Annotated in this window: 13 protein-coding genes; 9 read left to right on the top strand and 4 right to left on the bottom strand. The window is 42.4% G+C overall.

Translation table 11 applies throughout. The features are described 5' to 3' along the window. Positions 1-74 precede the first annotated feature (74 nt). From BLT94_RS07265 to pyrF, 4 genes are all read left to right on the top strand, one after another. A complete protein-coding gene (locus BLT94_RS07265) occupies positions 75-1,259 on the top strand; it encodes an efflux RND transporter periplasmic adaptor subunit (protein WP_092232210.1) in 1,185 nt (394 codons plus the stop codon). Then, positions 1,256-4,384, top strand: coding sequence for an efflux RND transporter permease subunit (locus tag BLT94_RS07260; RefSeq protein WP_092232207.1), 3,129 nt, complete (start codon positions 1,256-1,258; stop codon positions 4,382-4,384). The genes BLT94_RS07265 and BLT94_RS07260 overlap by 4 nt, the downstream gene beginning before the upstream one ends. A gap of 12 nt (positions 4,385-4,396) precedes the next feature. After that, positions 4,397-6,829, top strand: coding sequence for a bifunctional acetate--CoA ligase family protein/GNAT family N-acetyltransferase (locus BLT94_RS07255; RefSeq protein WP_092232204.1), 2,433 nt, complete (start codon positions 4,397-4,399; stop codon positions 6,827-6,829). A gap of 129 nt (positions 6,830-6,958) precedes the next feature. Beyond that, positions 6,959-7,690 carry an orotidine-5'-phosphate decarboxylase gene (pyrF, locus tag BLT94_RS07250; protein ID WP_092232201.1) on the top strand — a complete coding sequence of 244 codons (732 nt, stop codon included), beginning with the start codon at positions 6,959-6,961 and terminating at the stop codon, positions 7,688-7,690. A gap of 96 nt (positions 7,691-7,786) precedes the next feature. Here pyrF and BLT94_RS07245 read toward each other — a convergent pair whose 3' ends face one another. From BLT94_RS07245 to BLT94_RS07230, 4 genes are all read right to left on the bottom strand, one after another. Beyond that, on the bottom strand, positions 7,787-9,010 hold the full coding sequence (locus BLT94_RS07245) for an aspartate kinase (RefSeq protein ID WP_092232198.1): 1,224 nt from the start codon (positions 9,008-9,010) through the stop codon (positions 7,787-7,789). A gap of 30 nt (positions 9,011-9,040) precedes the next feature. Continuing rightward, complete coding sequence (tsaE, locus tag BLT94_RS07240; RefSeq protein ID WP_092232195.1) at positions 9,041-9,505, bottom strand: tRNA (adenosine(37)-N6)-threonylcarbamoyltransferase complex ATPase subunit type 1 TsaE; 465 nt, start codon at positions 9,503-9,505, stop codon at positions 9,041-9,043. Further along, positions 9,502-11,106: an NAD(P)H-hydrate dehydratase gene (locus BLT94_RS07235; protein WP_092232192.1), complete on the bottom strand. Its 1,605-nt coding sequence runs from the start codon at positions 11,104-11,106 to the stop codon at positions 9,502-9,504. Before BLT94_RS07235 ends, tsaE begins: the two co-directional genes overlap by 4 nt. 104 nt (positions 11,107-11,210) lie before the next feature. Then, positions 11,211-11,774: a DNA-3-methyladenine glycosylase I gene (locus BLT94_RS07230; RefSeq protein ID WP_092232189.1), complete on the bottom strand. Its 564-nt coding sequence runs from the start codon at positions 11,772-11,774 to the stop codon at positions 11,211-11,213. Between the two features lie 282 nt (positions 11,775-12,056). On the opposite strand from BLT94_RS07230, the gene BLT94_RS07225 reads away from it, so the two are divergent. From BLT94_RS07225 to BLT94_RS07200, 5 genes are all read left to right on the top strand, one after another. Then, entirely contained in the window at positions 12,057-15,125 is a 3,069-nt protein-coding gene (locus tag BLT94_RS07225; RefSeq protein WP_092232187.1) for a PAS domain S-box protein, read from the top strand. Further along, positions 15,125-16,543 carry a sigma-54-dependent transcriptional regulator gene (locus tag BLT94_RS07220; RefSeq protein ID WP_092232184.1) on the top strand — a complete coding sequence of 473 codons (1,419 nt, stop codon included), beginning with the start codon at positions 15,125-15,127 and terminating at the stop codon, positions 16,541-16,543. The genes BLT94_RS07225 and BLT94_RS07220 overlap by 1 nt, the downstream gene beginning before the upstream one ends. Positions 16,544-16,926: 383 nt before the next feature. After that, the gene (locus BLT94_RS07210; protein ID WP_092232177.1) at positions 16,927-17,439 is read left to right on the top strand and encodes a chemotaxis protein CheW; all 513 of its coding nucleotides are present in this window, start codon (positions 16,927-16,929) and stop codon (positions 17,437-17,439) included. Between the two features lie 69 nt (positions 17,440-17,508). Beyond that, on the top strand, positions 17,509-19,467 hold the full coding sequence (locus tag BLT94_RS07205; RefSeq protein WP_092232174.1) for a methyl-accepting chemotaxis protein: 1,959 nt from the start codon (positions 17,509-17,511) through the stop codon (positions 19,465-19,467). Positions 19,468-19,657: 190 nt separating this feature from the next. Then, positions 19,658-21,423 (top strand): cache domain-containing protein (locus BLT94_RS07200; RefSeq protein WP_245743015.1); only part of this gene is annotated, 1,766 nt, incomplete at its 3' end.

Genomic DNA, 21,423 nt, shown 5'->3' with positions numbered 1-21,423 from the left:
GGCTTAAGTTTTAAATTTGAGTTAATAACTTAAATCGGTTTGACGATATCAAAATGTTATGGAGTAAGCTTAAGATGAGTGGTTTAAAAAAAAGGGGGCGCGCAGTCAGACTGATGATAAAAATCGTTCTGCCACTTTGTCTGATTCTGGCAGGCGTTTCAGGTTGGAATTATTTTAAGGCCCAGGAACCGAAAATGAAAAGAAAACCACCTGAAAAACAGGCCGCTGTGGTGGAGACCATTTCCATGGAACCGGGCGATTATCAAAGTTCGGTTATGGTTATGGGGACGGTCATGCCGGACAGAAAGATCATATTAAAGTCCAAAGTCGCAGGAGAAGTGGTTGCCATCTCCAAAAAGTTTGTTCAAGGCGGGTTGATAAAAAAAGGAGAGACGCTTTTAACTCTGGATGATTCAGATTATCGAATAGAAGTTTTAAAAGCCAGGAGTGCCTTTGATAAGGCGTTATCAGATCTTGCCATTGAAAAAGGCAGCCAGATGATTGCAAAAGAGGAACTCAAATTAATCAACCAGGCTTCACAAAGTGAGTTAAAAGCCACGGATCTTGCCTTGCGAAAGCCCCAGCTTGTCAAAGCAAAGGCCGCAGTGGACAGTGCCGGAGCTGATCTTGAAAAAGCACAATTGAATCTGTCCCGAACAAAGGTCATTGTTCCGTTTAATGCACTTATTCTTGAAAAACAGGTCAATTTAGGGTCTCTTGTGACAATACAAGGAGTCCTGGCAACACTTGTGGATGTTGATGCCTACCTGGTGGAAGCATTGGTTCCGCCTGACCGGCTGGCTTCCATCATGATCGGTGAGAAAACCGGCAGCAGGGCCGTTATTCAGTCCCAATATTCAAACCAAACCTGGCAGGGAAGAGTGGTGCGAACTACCGGAAAGATGACCGGCAAAAGCCGTATGGCAGGCGTGATTATTCTAGTATCCGATCCCTTAGGATTAAGCCGCAGGGAAAATATACCTCAATTATTGCTGGATGATCATGTGAATGTGCGGATTATGGGCGAATCGTTTGAAAATGTTTTTTCCATGCCCAGATCAGTATTGAGGGATAACAATACTGTGTGGGTTCTTAATTCAGGTATTCTTGAGATCAATGATGTCACTCTTGCCTGGAAGGAAGACGGGAGGGTTTTTGTAAGATCCGGTATCAGGGCCGGGGATGCCGTGATTACATCGGATTTGCCGGCTCCGGTAAAAGGGATGGCCCTGCAACAGTCATCAGGAGACCGCTCATGAGCCATGAGACGGATCAACAGATAACAAAAGGCCCTATTGCCTGGATGGCGGGCAATAGTGTTGCGGCCAACCTGATCATGGCTGTTTTGCTTGTTGGCGGACTTTACATGGGATTTAATATCAAGCAGGAGGTGTTTCCGGAATTCAGCCTTGACCTGGTTAATATTTCAGTTGCTTATCCAGGTGCCAGTCCGGAAGAGGTGGAAAACGGAATTTTGCTCGCCATTGAAGAGGCTATCCAGGATCTGGAAGGAATTGACGAAATTACGGCCACGGCCAGTGAAGGCATTGCTTCCATTAGTGTGGAGGCAATGGAAGGAACCGATATCAACCGGTTGTGGCAGGAGATCAAAAGCGAGGTTGACCGCATTGAAACCATGCCGGATGAGGCTGAAGAACCCCAGGTGTCAATTGCAGCCAGAAAAAGAGAAGTCCTCAGGCTTGCCCTGTACGGGGATGCAACGGAAACTACAATGCGGGCCCTGGCAGATCAGATTCGAGATGAGCTGCTCATGGATGAAGGCATAACCCAGGTGGAGCTTGACGGGGTAAGGGACCGGGAAATCCAGGTGGCTGTTTCAGCACAGACCCTGAGGCGCTACGGCATTACTCTTCAGGATGTGGCACTTACCTTGTCAAGAGCTTCTGTGGAGCTGGGCGGCGGCAGCATCAAGACCCTGGGAGGAGATATCCTGTTGCGGATCAGGGATAGAAAAGACACGGCCCGTCAGTATGCACAGCTTCCCGTCATTACCCTGGAAGACGGCTCAAGGGTTTTGCTTGAAGATATCGCAACGGTTACCGAGGGGTTTGAGGCGTCTGATAACTGGGCATCCTTTAACGGAAAGCGGGCTGTTATCATAGAGGTTTACCGGGTGGGAGACCAGACTCCAACTCAGGTTGCAACAGCCGGGAAAGCAGTGGTTGAGCGCATTAACGACTCATTGCCCGACGGAGTGGCACTGACCGTTTTAAGGGATCTTTCCAAAATTTTTGCCCAGAGAGCGGATCTGTTGCTTAGCAATGCCTATATCGGGCTTGGACTGGTATTTTTTTTTCTGGCTCTTTTTCTTGAAATCCGGCTTGCCTTCTGGGTCAGCCTCGGGATTCCCATTTCCTTTCTGGGTTCGTTTCTTTTTCTTGCTCCGACCGTGTTTTCCATTAATATGGTCAGTATGTTCGCCTTTATTGTTACCCTGGGCATTGTTGTGGACGATGCCGTGGTCGTGGGAGAAAATATTTATTTTTGCAGGCGGCAGGGAATGCCTGTGCTGGATGCTGCAGTCAAGGGAACCAAAGCCGTTGCCATGCCCGTGGTGTTTAGTGTGATAACCAATATGGTTGCCTTTGTGCCTTTGATGTTTATCCCGGGTTTTATGGGAAAAGCGTTTAAAACCATCCCTTTTGTGGTGATTGCGGTGTTTGGTGTTTCTCTTATTGAAAGCCTTTATATCTTGCCTGCCCATTTGGGTCACAACCGCCGTCGGCCCTTGTTTTTCCCCTTAAATTATCTTGAAAAATGGCAGGAACGGTTCAGCATGTTTTTTGAAACATTTGTCAAAAAATATTATGGCGGATTTTTTTTTTTGCTGTTGGATCATCGGTATACGGTTATTGCCTTTGGCATTGCCCTGCTCATGACAAATGCGGGCTTTGTCTCTTCCGGCAGGATGGGCATGGTTATGTTCCCCAAAGTGGAATCTGATTATGCGTTTTGTGAAGCGTTTTTGCCCTATGGCACGCCTGTCCAAACCTTAAAAAATGTTGAACAGCATCTTGTTCAAAAGGCCCGTGAGGTGGTTGAAGAAAACGGAAAACAAGGCCTTTCCACTGGAATTTTTTCCCAGGTCAGAGACAACCGTGTCCGGGTAAGAATTTATTTGACTGATCCCGAAGAGCGACCCTTAAATACGTCACAAGTAACCAATATCTGGCGAAACAAAACAGGTACGATTCCCGGACTTGAAAACATTACCTTTGAGTCTGACAGAGGAGGACCTGGGTCAGGAAAAAATTTGACTGTGAGCTTAAGTCACAGGAATAAAAATATGCTGGACAGGGCAGGGGAGTATCTGGCTGAAAATCTTTCCGGGTATCCCATTGTCCATGATATTGATGACGGATCAGCCAAAGGCAAAAAACAATTTGATATTACACTGACCTCTGCCGGAAAAAGGATGGGGCTGACCTCCAGGGAAGTGGCCAACCAGATCCGTCATGCATTTCAGGGAGTGACTGCCTTGAAAAACCAGCGGGGCAGAAATGAGGTCACCGTAAGGGTATGGCTGCCTGAAGAAGAAAGAATGTTGGAATCTACTTTTGAAGAATTGGTTCTTCAGGCACCTCAAGGAGAGGTTCTGCTTCGAAATGCCGTGGAAACCATTACAGGCAGGGCCTATACAACCATAAAAAGGACGAATGGAAGGCGGGAAATTTCTGTCACAGCCAATGTAAGACCCCCTTCCCAGGCAGAAAATGTTTTAAGGGACATGAAAAAAGAAATCCTGCCTGATCTTTTAAGTAAATATCCCGGGCTGTCCTATAGTTTTAAAGGACGCCAGGCAGATATCAGGGAAAGCATAACAGCTCTTTTAAAGGGCCTTGGCATTGCACTGCTCTGTATTTTCGCTCTTTTAGCCATCCCGTTTAAAAGCTATCTTCAACCTTTTATCATTATGTTCTGTATTCCTTTCGGTATAATCGGTGCAATTGCGGGTCACATTATAATGGGTTACTCTCTTTCCGTCATGAGCCTGTTCGGACTGGTGGCCATGTCCGGTGTGGTGGTGAATGATTCGCTGGTGTTGATTGATTTTGCAAACCGGCGGTATCTTCAAGGAGTGCCCGTCTTGTATGCAGTTCAATCAGCCGGGATACAGAGGTTCAGGCCTATTTTGCTGACTACATTGACCACTTGCGGGGGACTGGCCCCTATTATTATGGAAACATCGAGGCAGGCAAGATTTTTAATTCCCATGGCTATTTCCCTGGGGTTTGGTATTTTATTTGCCACTTTCATTACTCTTATCATGGTGCCGTGTCTTTACATGATTCTTGAGGATATAAAAAGTATTTTTGAGTCAAAAGAAATTCAGCAAGAAAAGATCTCTTTGATGGAAGAATAGGAAATATAAATAATGAGTACACTTAATTTGAATCGGGTGATAAATCCAGGATCAGTTGCTGTTATTGGTGCCAGTACAAAAAAAGGCAGTGTGGGTGCTTCCATTATAAAAAATATGTTGGCAGGCGGATTTAAAGGGAATATTTTCCCTGTTAATCCAAAGTATAATAGTATTTTTGGACTTAAAACCTTTCCTGATACAAAAGAGCTTCCAAACGATATCGATCTGGCGGTTATTGCCGTCCCCCTTGCCAAGGTGCCGGATATTCTCAAAACCTGCAGCCAACAGAATATGGGGGGAGCCGTCATTATTTCCGCCGGTGATGAGATTCCCGGCGTGTTGAGAGGAAAAATTGAAGCTCAGATTAAAAATATTTCTCAAAAAACAGAACTGAGGATCATCGGTCCTGACAGTGTAGGGATCGTAAATACGGCTTTGGGAATGAACGCAAATTTGATGCACAGGATACCGCTTCCCGGAAAGGTTGCATTTTTATCCCAGAGTGGCGCGGTCTGTTCCGCAGTCTTGGATATGGCCATGCGTGAGAATGTCGGGTTTTCTCATTTTGTGAATCTCGGGTCCATGCTGGATGTTTGTTTTGCGGATATGATTGATTTTCTCGGGTCAATATATGAGGTGGAAAGTATTGTCATGTATGTGGAAAGTCTTGTGGATATGCGCAATTTTATGAGCGCTGCAAGAGCTGTGTCCCGTGTAAAACCAATTATTGCATTGAAATCAGATCGTTCGGATCCCTATTCGCCGACATGTGAAAATGATATCTATGATGCGGCATTCAAGCGGGCAGGCATTCTTAGGGTAAAAGAATTTGAAGAACTTTTTGATTGCGCTCAGTTTCTTGCAAAGCAACGACGTCCCAGAGGGGCGAGGCTGGGAATTGTTTCCAATGGCAGCGGGATTGGTGTGATGGCACAAGATGCCCTGGTCGAACATGGACTTAAACCGGCACAGCTTTCAAGGCAGACGGTTATCGCTCTTGAAAAGGTGTTAAAGGAAAAGTGGAGCCGGACCAATCCCATTGATCTGTCAAGAGCTTCGTCAGACAACCAGTATATTGAGACTGTAAAAATATGCATGAATGCCCCTGAAATTGACGGTTTACTGCTGTTGAGTTCTCCTGTGGGTGCCTATGACTCCGAACCCCTTGCAAGAGAATTGGCAATGATTTTGAAAACAAGTCCCTGTCCTGTATTTACTTCCTGGATGGGCGGACTGGATATTGATCGTTCCAGACAGATTTTCAAGCAGGCAGGTATGGTGACTTATGAAACGCCTGAACGTGCCGTACGGGCATTTATAAATCTGTACAAATATGGGAAAAATATAGAAATTCTTCAGGAAATTCCTTATCGGACGGACAAACGGCTTGAAATAAACCGGTCCAGGGCAAATCAAATAATTGAGCAGGGCATCATAAAAGGCGGGAGGCTTCCAAAGCATCTGGCAAGAGATCTGGTTGCATCTTATGGGATTCCCGTGGGTGATACCAGGGTTGAACAGGACTCGGATTATGAACTGAACATAAAAACAATCCGTCATAAAATATTTGGTCCTGTTATTCGGTTTGGCGTGGGCGGTATCATGACGGATGTGTTCAAGGATTTTTCCATGTCATTGCCTCCCCTGAACCGTCAGCTTGCCGTAACAGCCATAGCAGAGACACGTATTTCAAAAGTGTTTCAAGGGTGTAAGAATATTGAAAAACTGGACGTGGCATTGCTTGAAGAACTATTGATTCGTCTGAGCCGCCTGGTGACGGATTTTCCAGAGATAAAAGCACTGGATATCAATCCTGTGCTGGTGAAAAATGGGCAGATCAGAGCTGTGGATGGTCATGTGATATTGGATAAGACAAACTTGAAATCTCCGGCTCACCTTATTATCAGTCCTTATCCCTATTGGCAGGAAACAACATTCAGTATCGGGGATGATGAAAATATTTTTGTCAGGCCGGTAAGGCCAAGCGATGGTCAGCTGATGTTTGACCTGTTTTTTGATCTGTCTCCTGAAACCGTTTATTTGAGATTTTTTTCCCCCATTAAAAAGATATCCAAACCCATGCTCATTAAATTGACCCAGATTGATTATGACAGGGAAATTGCCCTGATCGCATTTTCAGGGTCAAGTCAGAAGCGAAAAATAGTGGGCGTATCCCGTATCATATTTGTGCCTCAACAGAAAAAAGGGGAGTTTTCCATTGTTCTGGCCGATGCATTGCATGGAAAGGGTCTGGGAAAAAAATTGCTTTGGCATGCCTTGGTATGTGCCAAGCGCTTTGGGCTTGAACAGGTCTGGGGACCGGTTATTACAACCAATACTGGTATGCTCAGGCTTGGTCAGAAACTGGGGTTCCGCGTTGAAAGAGATCCTGATTCTTCAGAATACAAATTGACCATTGATCTTGAAGATCTGGATAAAGTTTGAGGACATTTGTTTTTCAGAGAGACTTTTTGAATCGACTGCAAAACGAATCGACTGCAAAAACCGGAACATTTGTAAAAATCCGAATAATTTTAAAAACCGGAACGACTGCAAAAAAAGAAAGGTGAAGTGATGCAAAAACAAGGTAAGGATTATATTGTTTTTCCGTTGGATTTTTCTTCCTTAAAGCAAGCAAAAGAGTATGTGAAGCTTCTTGATGGAAATGTGGGAATGTTTAAAATCGGGCTTGAGCTGTTTATTGATCAGGGGCCTTCCATTATTCAAATGGTTAAACAACAAAGTGATGCAAAAATATTTCTTGATCTCAAGCTTCATGATATTTCCGCCACGGTTCAAAGAGCCATGGGGCGGGTGGCAAACCTGGGTGTGGATCTTGTGACAGTGCATTGTTCATCATCCATGGCAATGCTTGAACGGGCAGTTGCAGGAGGAAACGGGAAAACCAATGTTCTGGGCGTTACTCTTTTAACGGATAATGATGCAGATACGGTTGAGGCTGCCGGGTTTAAGGATGAGTTTGTAAAAGACACCGATCTTCTGGTCATGCACAGGGCAAAGATGGCATATGCGGCCGGGTGTAAAGGTGTGGTCTGCTCTGGAAAAGAAGTTCAACAGATAAAGACTGTTTTTGGAAAAAAATTTCTGACAGTAACACCTGGGATCAGGCCTGCATGGTCTCTGCTTGAAAATGATGATCAAAAAAGGGTAACCACACCTGGTCAGGCTGTTGCCCTTGGCAGCGACCTGATTGTCATTGGCCGGCCCATAAGGGATTCCAAGGATCCTGTCAGGGCTGCCCAAAACGTCATTAAAGAAATTGAAGCAGCCCTGAATCTGTCTTGACCTGAACCTGTCGTTATTGGATAAGCTTGAGCAGTACGGCACTCAAAATCCAATTTATTTTTCCTGGTTTATTTTTCCTGGTTTATTTTTCCTGGTTTATTTTTCCTGGTCAAGTCCAAATGCTGAGTGAAGCGTTCTTACCGCAAGCTCGGCATACTTTGCCAGGATGATGCAGGATATTCTGATTTCGGAAGTGCTGATTAACCGTATGTTTATATTTTCAGATGCCAGGGCCTGGAACATAGTGGCTGCAACACCTGAATGACTTTTCATTCCCAGTCCGATAACCGAAACCTTGGCAATATCTTCTTCAGCCGTGAGAATCTCAGTAGCCCCAACTTCCTTGCCCACTTTTTGTGAAATCTCTTTGGCCCGTTCAAAGTCATCTTTGGTAACCGTAAAGGTCAAGTCTGTCTCACCACCGGAACGGGTGTTCTGGATGATCATGTCCACGCCTATTTCCGCTTCTGCAAGCGGCATGAATATTTTTGCGGAAACACCCGGTTGATCCGGAACCTTTCTCAATGTTATTCTTGCCTCATTCATATCACAGGTAATACCTGATACAACAGCGCTTTCCATATCAGCACTCTCGTTGACGACCATAGTTCCTTCCTCCTCGTTAAATGATGACCTGACATGCACGGGCACATTATATTTTTTTGCAAATTCAACCGAACGGATCTGAAGAACCTTGGCACCCAGTATGGCCATCTCAAGCATTTCTTCATAGGATATTCTGTTGATTTTTCTGGCATTGCTGCAGATTCTCGGGTCTGTTGTATAGACACCGTCCACATCTGTAAATATTTCACATACATCGGCTTTCAGGGATGATGCAATGGCAACTGCTGATGTGTCGGAGCCGCCCCTGCCAAGGGTTGTGATGTCGCCGTTTTCATCTGCACCTTGAAATCCTGCAACAACGGCAATATATCCTTTTTCAAGGTATTGCCGGATGCTTTTGCCGTCAATTTCCTGTATTCTTGCCTTGCCCGAGGTTTTATCTGTTTGAATTCCTGCCTGAAACCCTAAGAAAGATTTTGCCTTGTATCCCCTTGACTTGAGGATCATGGCAAGAAGGGCCGCTGTTGTCTGTTCGCCAGTGGCAAGAAGTACGTCAAGTTCCCTTTTGTCAGGCGTTTTTGAAGCTTGTTTCGCAAGGGAAATAAGACTGTCGGTCACACCTGACATGGCAGAGAGAACAACAACAACCTTGTCGCCTTGATCGTATGCTTTCTGGACCCTGTCTGCAACATTATTGATTCGTTCAATGTTTGCAACTGAGGTTCCACCGTATTTTTGTACTCTTAAAGCCATAACAACTCCGATATTGGTAACTAATATAAATTATAAAACTAATTTATCTAACAAATTTGATCCTGGTTGTCCAGAGGCAAAAAAGGATATAATTCTATTATAGTGTTCATCAAATTTAAAATTTATTTCAAGATCAAAGCTAAACAAAGCATCCTTTAAAATCTGGGGCCATTCAACAACCATAATATGGGTGTCGTCAACAAGGTCGTCAAATCCTATATATTCGAGTTCATCTGCAGATCCAAGCCGGTAAAGATCCAGGTGACAGAGGGTAAACAAACCTGCTGGATACTCATTGATGATGGTGTAGGTGGGACTTGTTATATAGTATTTTTCAGATACGCAAAGTCCTCGGGCAAGCCCCTGGACAAAGGTTGTCTTGCCTGCGCCCAGATCACCGATAAGGGCGATTGATATTCCCTGGGAAATGTTTTGCCCCAGGGCCATGCCCAAGTTATGCGTTTGTTTTGAACTTTTTGATGTCAGTATTTTCATATTTTGGCGGGGATTGATTTTAAATGTGTCCCCTTTCCCAAGACGTATTGATGAATGGTTTTTGGAATGGTTTGGATTATATCTGTGGCAATAAAACCAAATCCGCCCATGTCGCGGCAAAGAGTGTCAGCACACAGGCCATGGATGTAAACGCCTGCAAGGCTTGCGTTTTCAGGGGAAAATCCCTGGGCGCAAAAACCTGCGATCATACCGGTCAGCACATCGCCCATTCCGCCGGAGGCCATGCCTGGATTGCCGGTGGGACAAATACAGGATCTGCCGTCCGGGAAGCTGACAATGGTCTGGGCTCCTTTTAAGATCAAAATAGTATTAAATTCACTGGCAAATCGTGAAGCAGTACCGATCCTGTCTGCCTGGATATCAGAAGGGCTTGCCTTGCACAGCCTTGCCATTTCACCCGGGTGGGGGGTCAAAATGGCTGGTACTTTTTTTTGCTTTAAGATGTTTGAGTCGTCTGCAATGCAATTGATGGCATCCGCATCAATAATAAGGGGAACTTGACTTGTTTGAATAAGCTTTTTGACAAGTTGTTTCGTACCGGCCCGGGTGCCGATACCAGGGCCAATGGCAAGTGCCTGTTTTCCTTTTAAAAGTGTTTGAATTTCATCAAAACAATGATCAGATAAAAATCCTTTGTCCTGTTCAGGTAACGGATGGGTCATGGGTTCTGCGACCAGCGGTTCAATGTTCTGATTGAGGCTTTGGGCAACCCCAAGGGTGACCAGGCCGGTTCCGCACCGCATGGCGGCATTGGCGCAAAGGGCGGCAGCCCCTGTTTTTCCAACAGAACCTGCAATGACCAGCAGATGGCCGAAGCTGCCTTTATGACTTTGGAACTTTCGTGGAGTAAAGCAGGCGGCAACCTCTTTTTTTTCAATCAATGAGAGCTGAATGGACTGCTCTTGGGCAATAAAATTTGGAATACCGATATCAATGACCTTAAGATCGCCGGTGTAAACATTTCCCGGATACAGAACGTGGCCCGGCTTGGCCAAAGCAAAGGTGGCTGTGGCATCTGCCTTTACCGATGCACCAAGGGGCTGTCCTGTATCCGAATGAAGGCCCGATGGGATATCCACTGAAAAAATAGGTTTTGAGGAAGCATTAATCACTTCAATGGCATCCTTGAAAAATCCCCTGACATCTGAATTCAGGCCGGTTCCCAAAATGGCATCAATGAAAACATCATGATGGAGAATTTTGACCCGTTGTGCTTCAAACGCCTCTGCATCAGGAATTTCAACAATGGAACAGTTTTGGGAGAGGTTGCATAATTTTTGAGCAAGATCCATATTGGCTTTTGCATCCCCGGTTAGCTTTTCTTTTGACGATAATAAAAAGATGGTCACGTCAATTTTTTTTTCCATTAAATATCGTGCCATGACAAAACCATCACCACCGTTATTGCCTCGACCGGCCATAACGGCAATTTTTTTTGCCGTAAGATTTTTAAATTTTTTGAGCAGGAAATCAAATGCGCCCTTTCCCGCGTTTTCCATTAAAACGCGTCCGGGAATACCAAAAGATTCTATGGTCTGTTTGTCCATATCCCTCATTTGATTTGCCGTAACAAGAATCATGCTATTGCTCCTCCTTTTATTTGAATGTTGTTTTTAAAAATACCCCTGACCCCATACCTGAAATAATCTTACACGATTTTATTTAAATTAAAAGCCCATTGTCTTTATGTCATGACCTCTTTATGCCTGAAGCAGGAGACAAGATGATCATTGACCATGCCGACGGCCTGCATATGGGCATAGATGATGGTTGAGCCGACAAATTTAAATCCCCGCTGTTTAAGATCCTTTGAGAATGCGTCGGATTGCTTTGTGTTTGCCGGCACTTGATCAGGCGTTTTAAAATGGTTTGTTTTGGGTTTATTGTCAACAAACCTCCAGGAATATGTGTCAAAAGATCCGAATTCTTCCTGGATTTTAATAAATGCCCGGGCATTTGTCACAGCCGCATTGACTTTGAGTCTGTTTCGGATAATACCCGGGTCCGAAAGAAGAAATTTGATTTTTTCAGGAGTGAACCGGGCCACTTTTTCAACATCAAAATCGGCAAATGCTTTTCTGTATCCCTGTCTTTTTTTGAGTATAGTCAGCCAGGAAAGACCTGCCTGCGAACTTTCAAGGATAATAAATTCAAAGAGCTTTTTATCATCATGTACCGGCACTCCCCATTCCTCATCATGGTATTTGATATACACAGGATCACTTGTTACCCATTCGCATCGTTTCATTTTAATTCCTTATGTTTGTCAATGGTTTTATTCTAATAGCTTGTGTGGTTATGCTATATTCTTTTTGAAAAATAAACATATTGTTTGAAGAACTGACACATCCGGATCTGGTATTTCTGTTTGGTTGCTCGCAACAAAACATGAAAGTTATAGTTTGGGTTTTAGAAATGTTTATTATCAAGCAGATTCAAGCCCTGACATCCTGAATTAAATTGTTTTTGCAAATAATTGAATTGGTATGATATAGGAATTTAAAATATCGCAAACAGGAGTTTCCAGATAATGACTGAAAAACTCGATTATGAAGTATTGGAAAAGCGCATTCAGGAACTGGAAAAGGAAAATTCCACCTTGCGTCTCTTTAAATTCGCAATTGATAACCTGTCTGATTCCAGGTGTGCCATCGTCAACAGGGACTGTCGTTTTGAAACGGTGAGCAAAGGGTATCATGAGGCATTTAACAAGAGTGCCGACCAGATTGCCGGAAAACACATCAGCGAAATACTGGGCAATCAGATGTTTAAAACCATTGTTAAGCCTAATTTTGACAAGGCGTTAGCGGGTGAAACGATTAATTTTTCAGGTTGGTTTGATTTGCCGGGCGGCAAAAAAAATTTTATGGATATTCAATATTTTCCTGTTTACAGTGGGGATCAAATAAATTCTGTTGCAATTTTAGTTCATGATCTGACCCGGATCAAGAAGGCCGAAGGATTATTGCGTGAAAGTGAGGCCAATCTTATAAAAGCCCAGCAAATTGCCCATATCGGAAACTGGAATTGGGATATGACAGAAGACAGGATATCATGCTCCAAAGAGTTTTATAGGATTTTGGGTATAGTTCCTGAATGCTTTTGTTCAACCTATGAAGGCTATATGAAATATGTCCATCCTGAAGATCTTGAGATGTTTCAATATTCCGTTAAAAAGGCTTTAACAGAGCCAAGGTCCAAAACTATAAAATATCGCATTGTCCGGCCGGATGGCATTATCAGGACAGTCCATGAACGGTCTGAAGTTACGGTTGATTCGGCAGGCAATCCAATTAATGTTTTTGGAACAATTCAGGACATCACAGAGCAGGTTCAGGTTGAAGAACAATACCAGACAATTCTCAAGCTGGCTATTGACGGGTTCTGTCTTGTTTACAAACAGGGGCAATTGTTTGATGTAAACGATTCGTATTGCAAAATGCTGGGGTATGAGCGAGATGAACTCCTGAAGTTGAGTATTTCAGATATTGACGTTGTTCAAACATTGGAACAAAGAGTTCAGCAGTGTAAAAAAATCATTAAAACCGGTCAGGACCGCTTTGAAACAAAACACAGATGCAAAGATGGAACACTCATTGATGTTGAGATAAACACCCAGTACTCAGATATGAAAAAAGGGATGTTTATTTGTTTTATACGGGATATTACAGAAAAAAATAAAATTCGTGAAGCGCTTAAAAAAGGTGAAATACGCTATCGAAACCTGTTTGAGGGTGCGCCGGTGATGTATGCGATAATTAAAAACCAAAAAGAGTCGACAATTATTACGGACTGCAATAAACAATTTTTGACTACATTGGGATACAGCCGCTCCGAGGTGATCGGAAAATCCATATCTGAGTTTTACACTCAAGAATCACAAAAAAAATTAATCAAGGAAGAGAGCTTCAGGCGGTCTATGGAAAACAATTTCACCGCTTCAGAAAGGGAACTGATTGGTTCTGACGGACAGATCATCAATACTTTGATTCAAGCCGTTCCTGAATATGATGTACAAGGAAATATAATCGGAGGCCGTTCCATGTATATTGATACAACTTCCCAGAAAAGGGCGGAAGAACAGCTAAGAGAAAGCCACGAATTGCTCCTGATGATTGTTGACGGAATTTCAGACCCCTTGATGATGGTTGATGAAAAAATGAATCTGATGATGATGAATGCTGCGGCGGAAAATTATTTTAAAAAAAACAATGAGACTTGTCTGGGCCGAAAATGTTACCAGGTATTCAAGATGCGCCAAAGTCTGTGTGAAGGTTGCAAACTGGCCAAGGCAATTTCAAAGGGCAGGCAGAAGAGTTTTGAAAGAAAAGGCCTGATGAACCCTGAAAAGCTTGAAAGAGTTTGTGTATATCCTGTCAGGAAGAAAGGGGATAGCATAAGGACGGCTATTCTCAGGATAAGTGACATTACAAGGGTAAAGCGAATAGAAAAAGAATTGATCCAGGCTGATAAGATGATTTCACTGGGGGTTCTGGTGTCAGGTGTAGCACATGAAATCAACAATCCAAATCATCTTATCATGTTGAATACCCCTATCTTGTGGGAAGCATGGGAAGATATTGTTCCGGTTGTGGAAAAATATTATCATCAAAATGGTGATTTCAGTCTTGCCGGCGTCTTGTATAGCGAGATGAGGGACGAAATTCCCTTGTTGTTTGCCGCAATAAAAGAGGGTGCGGTAAGAATTCAGCGGATTGTTCAGGACCTGAAAGATTTTTCCCGGCAGGATGATACCCATATGGACCAGCTTGTAAATATCAATCAGGTTATTGAAAATTCCATTCGGCTGACTGAAAATCTTATTAAAAAACACACGGAACATTTCAAAATTGAATACAGTCAAAACCTGCCAATGGTCATGGGGGATCAGCAAAAGCTTGAACAAGTTATGATAAACCTTATCCAGAATGCCTGCCAGGCCGTTTCAGATAAGAAAAAAGCAATTTTTATAACCTCATTTTTTGATGAAAAAAAAGCAATGATTGAGGTTGAAGTACGGGATGAAGGCGTGGGGATTCCTCAAGAGATGCTTGATCGTATCATGGATCCTTTTTTTACCACAAAGCGAAGTGAAGGAGGGACAGGCCTTGGCCTGGCTGTATCATCAAACATTGTCAAATCTTTTGGCGGAAAAATAGAGGTGGAAAGTGATCTTGGTAAGGGATCGGTTTTCAAGATTTTTATACCCACAAGAAAGTTTGAATATCCTGTTAAAATCCTTGTGGCGGATGATGATCCTTTTTTCAGAGAATATCTCCATAAAGCTCTTGGGGAAACTGAACGTTATTCTCTCCGGGAGGCTGTTAACGGGAAAGAGGCGTTTTTAAAAATAGGCCAGGAGTTGCCGGATCTTTTTATTCTTGATATTCAAATGCCGGATATGGATGGGCTGGATGTTTGCCGTTTGCTCAAAGAGAAATCTGAACTTTCGGATATCAAAGTGATTATTATTACCGGATTTCCTGAATCTTTTATAGTGGATGAAATCGTAAAAATGGGATTTGATAAGATATTGGCCAAACCGTTTACCATTATAGAGTTAAAAAAAACAATAGAAAAGGTTATGGAGGTTGAATAATGAAGGCATCTCTTTTTCCTCTCAATCCAATTTTGCTGGTGGATGACGAGCCTGATATCCTCAGGGGATATAAAATGACATTAGGGTCTGCCGGTATAAATAATCTTGTGTTGTGCCGTGACAGCAGGGATGTTATTCCAATCCTGCTGGAAAATAAAATTGAAGTGATCCTGCTGGATTTGATCATGCCCAATATTTCCGGTTATGAGCTTTTATCTATGATATCCGATGATTTCCCTGATATACCAGTCATTATTATTACGGGCAACAACAAAGTTGACATGGCTGTCCAGTGTATGAAAACAGGCACCTTTGATTATATGCTCAAGCCCATTGAAAAAAATCGCCTGATATCAGGCGTAAAGCGTGCTATTGAAATTAGAGGGCTGCAAGATGAGAACCGGTTGCTCAAAGAACACATCCTTTCAGGAGAACTTAAGAATCCCGATGAATTTTCAGATATTAAAACACAAAACAGGTCTATGCTGGGTCTGTTTCAATATGCCGAGTCCATCGCCAAAAGTCCCCAACCCGTAATGATTACCGGGGAAACCGGAGTTGGTAAAGAACTCATGGCAAGGGCTATTCACAAACTCAGTTGTCGCAATGGCGCTCTTATTACAATAAATGCCGCAGGAATTGATGACAATGCTTTTTCAGATACATTGTTCGGGCATGTAAACGGTGCCTTTACCGGTGCTGACAAGGCTCGAAAAGGAATGGTTGAGAACGCCTTTGGGGGCACTCTGTTTCTGGATGAGATCGGTGATCTGAGTCCTGATTCCCAGGTAAAACTTTTAAGGCTTTTGCAAGAGCGGGAATATTTCCCCCTGGGAGCTGATTTGCCTAAAATAGCAGACGTGAAAATTATTGTTGCCACGAATCGTGACCTTTCGGCATTGCAGGAATCAGGCGGATTTCGTAAGGATCTGTATTACAGGATTTGTTCTCATCACCTTGACATTCCTCCTCTTCGTGAACGTTTGGATGACTTGCCCCTGCTGGTTGACTATTTTGTTGAAAAGGCAGCTTTGGAATTTGATAAAAAAATACCTTCGTGGCCGTTAGAGTTGATTACCCTGTTATCCAATTATCATTTTCCCGGCAACGTAAGGGAAATCAAATCCATTATCTATGATGCCGTTGCAGGTCATAAATCAAAGATCATGTCTCTTGAACGTTTTGAAGTCTATATCAAGAAAAATTCATCCGTTGACGGCATTGCAACTGAACAGTCTTTTGTTAAGCATGACACAGGGCTTTTCGGGTTCAAATCAATTCCTACTCTGGATCAGGCAACCCGCCTTCTTTTTTTGGAATCCATGAAACGAACCGGCAATAATAAAACCATGGCTGCCAGGTTATTAGGGATATCACGGCAGCGGTTAGGCCGGTATTTAAAAAATATTTCCAAATAAAATTTAATATTACTTGTTTCTTGGCTTTGTTTCACATTTGCGAAACAAAAGAGTGTAACATTTTGTAACTTAGGGTTATGGTGTAACAAGTTACTTGATATTATGTCTATCAAGGGTTTTGGCGGGCAACCCATCAAATATGTTATAAAACGAAACACCCTTTTAATCTTATTCGATCTGATTGCTCTTTTTTTATATTGTTTTGACATAACAGTTGTTTATAAAACCAAATATTGCTTGGTACGGTATTTGCATATATTTCATCCGTTTGTGTTATGTGTAACCCCAAAATTTTTTAAATGCTAATTTTGAAATACGATTATGGATACAAGGCTCAGTTCATTAATTTGTGATGTTAACAATGGAAAAGGAGAACATTAAAAATGACAACGTTGTTGAAAAAAATGGACCAGGCAATTAAAACCACAACAATTCAAACTGGTAAATACCTTACATTTATTCTGCAAAAGGAAGAGTATGGGATCGGGATTCTCAAAGTTAAGGAGATCATTGGGATGATGCCCATCACATCGGTTCCAAAAACCCCGGAATTTGTAAAAGGTGTTGTCAATCTGAGAGGCAAGGTTATCCCTGTTATTGATCTCAGGGTTAAGTTCAGCATGGAATCAATTGATTATTCGGAACGTACCTGTATTATTGTGGTGGAAGTTGATTCGGAATCCGGGACCATCCTTATTGGTATTGTTGTTGATGCCGTATCGGAAGTGTTGAATATTAAGGAGCAGGAGATTGAAGAAACCCCGGCATTCGGCACTCGTCTGAACACGGAATATATTCTGGGCATGGCTAAAATGGAAGGCGGGGTCAAGATTTTGCTTGATATTGATAAAGTTCTCAATCCACAGGAAATCCAAGGGCTTGGTAAAACAGTTTAATCTATAATTGTATTGATGTGAACTGAGCGAATTTGTTAGCATTTTGAAAATTTAATCAAGGAGTGAAAAATGTTTAAAAACATGAGGGTAGGAACAAAGATTGTGAGTGGTTTTTTTGTAGGCATTCTTTTATCAGTTATTCTTGGTGTTACAGGTGTCTATAATATCAGTAAAATCGGTAAGGTTGTTAACCTTTTGGCAACACAGGAGATTCCTGAAGCATCTGCTGTGATTGAGACTGAGCGGGCAACCTGGAATACACTTGTTATGTCATATGAATTTGGTTTAAAACAGGATGAAAAAAGCAGACAAGAATGGTTCTCTTACAGTGAAGAAATAAAAAAAGGCCTTGATAAACTTGTGCCCTTGGCTACGGCTTTGGATCATAAGGAAATATTAAAGGCAGTTGATGAAATTAAAAATATGCTGGGGGAGTACTCCAAAAGCAGTGACGAATACTCATTTCTGGCCCTGGAAAACAAAGAAATTGAAAACCAGCTGAAACCGTGTGCATCCATTACTGATAAACAATGGACTGATTATATTCAAGATCAGCATATGAAAATTGAAAAATCTCTTGCAAACAAGGATGTTGAAGATGTGATGACAAGAGTTTTAAAGATAAAAACTGCCAATGAGGGTATGAATACATTTGATGATGTTCTGAAAAGCCAATTTTTGTATTCTCTTTACCAGCAGGGTGAACATGCCCTGGCGATCAAGGCAAGTATGGACAAATTGCTTGCCATTACTAAGGATGTGATTAAAATTTCTGCAGATCCGTTAAATATTCAAAGAATCGGAACTGTGCTTTCGGTTGAGGAAAAAGCATATAAGCTGTTGGGCAGTTGGATTCAAAACAAGCAAAAACAGGCAGAGCTTTTGTCCAGCTTGGATAAGAATGCAAGGGCAATTATCAAGCTTACAACGAAAACAGCATTGGAGGCGGACAAAACTGCCTATGACATGGGAATGAAAACTACAGGGCTTGTCTCCAATGTCAGGATTCTGCTTGCTGTCATTTTAGTATGTGCTGTCATCATTGGATTGGGGTTGGCTATTTTTATCACTCGTGGTATCACCAAACCATTAAATATTGTTATTAACGGGTTGCAGGAAGGGGCGGATCAGGTTTCTTCAGCTTCAACACAGGTTTCATCTTCAAGCCAGTCCCTTGCAGAAGGTGCTTCCCAACAGGCTGCTTCCATTGAAGAGACATCTTCATCAATGGAGGAAATGTCTTCTATGACAAAGAAAAATGCTGAAAATTCAAGTTTTGCAGATAACCTTATGAAGAAGTCCAATCAGGTTGTGAAGGATGCCAATCGTTCCATGGAACAGCTTACCCTGTCTATGGAAGATATTTCAAAGGCAAGTGAAGAGACTTCTAAAATTATAAAAACCATAGATGAAATAGCGTTCCAAACCAATTTGCTTGCGTTAAATGCAGCAGTTGAAGCGGCCCGTGCAGGAGAAGCAGGCGCAGGATTCGCAGTTGTTGCAGATGAAGTCAGAAATCTTGCCATGAGAGCTGCAGATGCTGCAAAAAATACAGCCGAACTTATTGATGGCACGGTTAAAAAGATAAATGAAGGGTCAAAGCTTGTATCAACTACAAATGAAAATTTTTCCAAGGTCGCTGAAAGTGCCGGCAAGGTGGGGGATCTGGTTGCTGAGATTTCAGGGGCATCAGATGAACAGGCCAAAGGTATTGAACAGGTGAATACCGCCATTGCCGAAATGGACAAGATTGTTCAGCAGAATGCAGCCAATGCGGAAGAATCCGCATCCGCATCCGAAGAGATGAGTGCTCAGGCAGAGCAGCTTAAGGAATATGTCGCAGATCTTGTTATGATGACAAACGGTGGAAAAGAACAGGGGGCACACAGCGTTTCCAAAAGAAAAACAACTATTTATACTTCCCATCCAAACCCGGCAAGTCAAAATAAAAAACTGGCATATAAAAGAGATGAGATCAGACCGGATCAGGTAATTCCTTTTGACGATGATGATTTTAGGGATTTTTAATCAAATTGATACTGTTTAATCATATAGTATTATTTCTTGACCACATGTTTCACACAAATAAACATTGAAAGTATTATACCCGGGTATTTAAAAATTTAAGATAGGGTGTTATAAAATAAAAATTTTGGTAGTGACGGATATTTAATAAGGGGTGATATCATATTCAACTTACTGTGGGAGATAAAATGTAATGACCCAAAACACTGTTCTTGATATAACCGCTGAAAAATCGATTGCAGGGTCATTTAGAATTATTATTCCATTGTGTCTTACATTTATTTTGTTTGCCGTGAGTATTTTTTTTATCTTTGTTCCTTCATTGAAAAAACATATGATGGATCAGGAAAAGGAAATGCTCCGTGAACTGAATGACAGCAGTGTAAGTTTGACCTATAGCTTGTTGTTAGAGTATGAACAGAGGGTTATATCAGGTGAGCTGACCCTTCAAGATGCCCAACGCAGGGCGAAAAAACGTATTCGAAATTTGCGTTACGGCCCTGAAGATCAAGATTATTTCTGGATAATTGATATGCAGCACAGGGTACTCATGCATCCTTTTCTGCATGATATTGAAGGAAAAAATTGTAAGGATTTTGTTGATTCCAACGGTAGATATTTTGTTGCTGAATTTGTAAGGACTGCCGAACAAAAAGGTTCCGGTTATGTGGAGTATACATGGCAATGGAAAGATGATTCGTCAAAGATAGTTCCGAAAATTTCTTATGTAAAGCTGTTTGAGCCGTGGGGGTGGGTTATAGGAACCTCCGTGTATGTGGATGGGATAGATTCTGAAATACGATTTATCACCCAACGGTTATTTAAGATTTTTACAGGGATATTGATCATAGTATTGATTTTATCTTTTTATGGCAGTTCCCAGGCTGTGAAGATTGACAAAAAACGCTCTATAGCGGAAAAAGCCCATCGTCTGGATACCTTGCGCTTTGAAAAACTCAGGGAATTGAATCAGATGGCAGATTCTTCATTGGAAGAGTTGACGGGCTTTGCCCTGGCAGAAGCGATTGAGTTGACATTTAGCAGTATCGGATACTTGGTATTCTTAAATGATAATGAAGCCGGAATTGCCCTGTATACCTGGTCAAAGGGTGTGTTGGAGGAATGTCGTATAAAGGACAAAGAAAGCCCATATTATGAGGAACAAAAAAAAGGATGTAAAGAAGTTGTCAGGCAAAGAAAAGCCGTCATTATAAATGAGGTTCAAAACCATGGGTCAGGTAAAGGCAAAGAACTTGCGGACGGTCATGTAAGCATTATACGGTATATGCATGTGCCTGTGTTTGATGGCGGAAAGATCGTTGCCGTTGCCGGGGTGGGTAATAAAGTTGAAAATTATGATAAATCGGATATCCGGCAATTGAACCTGTTAATGGATGGCATGTGGAAAATTATTCAGCGCAAACGCTCCGAGGTTGCATTGCGTGAAAGTGAACAACGGTATCGATTGCTTACGGAAAATGCCAGTGACAATATCTGGACCTTGCGGTTATCTGATATGCGTATTTTATATGTTAGCCCTTCTGTAGAAATTATTTTGGGATATACTCCTGAACAGATTCAGTGGCTTCAGTTCAAGGATTATATGACTGAAGATTCTTTGAACAAGATGTTCATGGTCATTGCCGAAGAATTGAACAAAGAGTCGGAGCCGGGCATGGACCCTAAACGGTCCAGGGTAATCCAGTTGGAGCAGATCAAAAAAGACGGATCAAAGATCTGGACGGAAATTACGGCAAGCTTTTTACGGGATGAAGCAGGAAAGGCCTACGGGATAATTGGGGTCACCCGGGATATTACTGAGCGAAGATACATGGAACGGCAACTTCAGCAGTCGCAGAAGATGGAGGCGATTGGAACATTGGCAGGTGGTATTGCTCATGATTTTAATAATATCCTGTCGTCTGTTTTAGGGTTTACAGAACTTGCAAAAATGATGTG

The sequence above is a fragment of the Desulfobacula phenolica genome (genome assembly GCF_900105645.1).
Classification (GTDB): Bacteria; Desulfobacterota; Desulfobacteria; order Desulfobacterales; family Desulfobacteraceae; genus Desulfobacula; species Desulfobacula toluolica.
The sequence above is the reverse complement of the archived record's forward strand: the minus strand, read 5'-3'. Positions and strand labels throughout refer to the sequence as shown.

What these genes read in the sequence shown, in the direction of transcription:
- BLT94_RS07265 (WP_092232210.1), top strand. Translation starts at nt 75, where the DNA reads ATGAGTGGTTTAAAAAAAAGGGGGCGCGCAGTCAGACTGATGATAAAA.
- BLT94_RS07260 (WP_092232207.1), top strand. Translation starts at nt 1,256, where the DNA reads ATGAGCCATGAGACGGATCAACAGATAACAAAAGGCCCTATTGCCTGG.
- BLT94_RS07255 (WP_092232204.1), top strand. Translation starts at nt 4,397, where the DNA reads ATGAGTACACTTAATTTGAATCGGGTGATAAATCCAGGATCAGTTGCT.
- pyrF (WP_092232201.1), top strand. Translation starts at nt 6,959, where the DNA reads ATGCAAAAACAAGGTAAGGATTATATTGTTTTTCCGTTGGATTTTTCT.
- BLT94_RS07245 (WP_092232198.1), bottom strand. Translation starts at nt 9,010, where the DNA reads ATGGCTTTAAGAGTACAAAAATACGGTGGAACCTCAGTTGCAAACATT.
- tsaE (WP_092232195.1), bottom strand. Translation starts at nt 9,505, where the DNA reads ATGAAAATACTGACATCAAAAAGTTCAAAACAAACGCATAACTTGGGC.
- BLT94_RS07235 (WP_092232192.1), bottom strand. Translation starts at nt 11,106, where the DNA reads ATGATTCTTGTTACGGCAAATCAAATGAGGGATATGGACAAACAGACC.
- BLT94_RS07230 (WP_092232189.1), bottom strand. Translation starts at nt 11,774, where the DNA reads ATGAAACGATGCGAATGGGTAACAAGTGATCCTGTGTATATCAAATAC.
- BLT94_RS07225 (WP_092232187.1), top strand. Translation starts at nt 12,057, where the DNA reads ATGACTGAAAAACTCGATTATGAAGTATTGGAAAAGCGCATTCAGGAA.
- BLT94_RS07220 (WP_092232184.1), top strand. Translation starts at nt 15,125, where the DNA reads ATGAAGGCATCTCTTTTTCCTCTCAATCCAATTTTGCTGGTGGATGAC.
- BLT94_RS07210 (WP_092232177.1), top strand. Translation starts at nt 16,927, where the DNA reads ATGACAACGTTGTTGAAAAAAATGGACCAGGCAATTAAAACCACAACA.
- BLT94_RS07205 (WP_092232174.1), top strand. Translation starts at nt 17,509, where the DNA reads ATGTTTAAAAACATGAGGGTAGGAACAAAGATTGTGAGTGGTTTTTTT.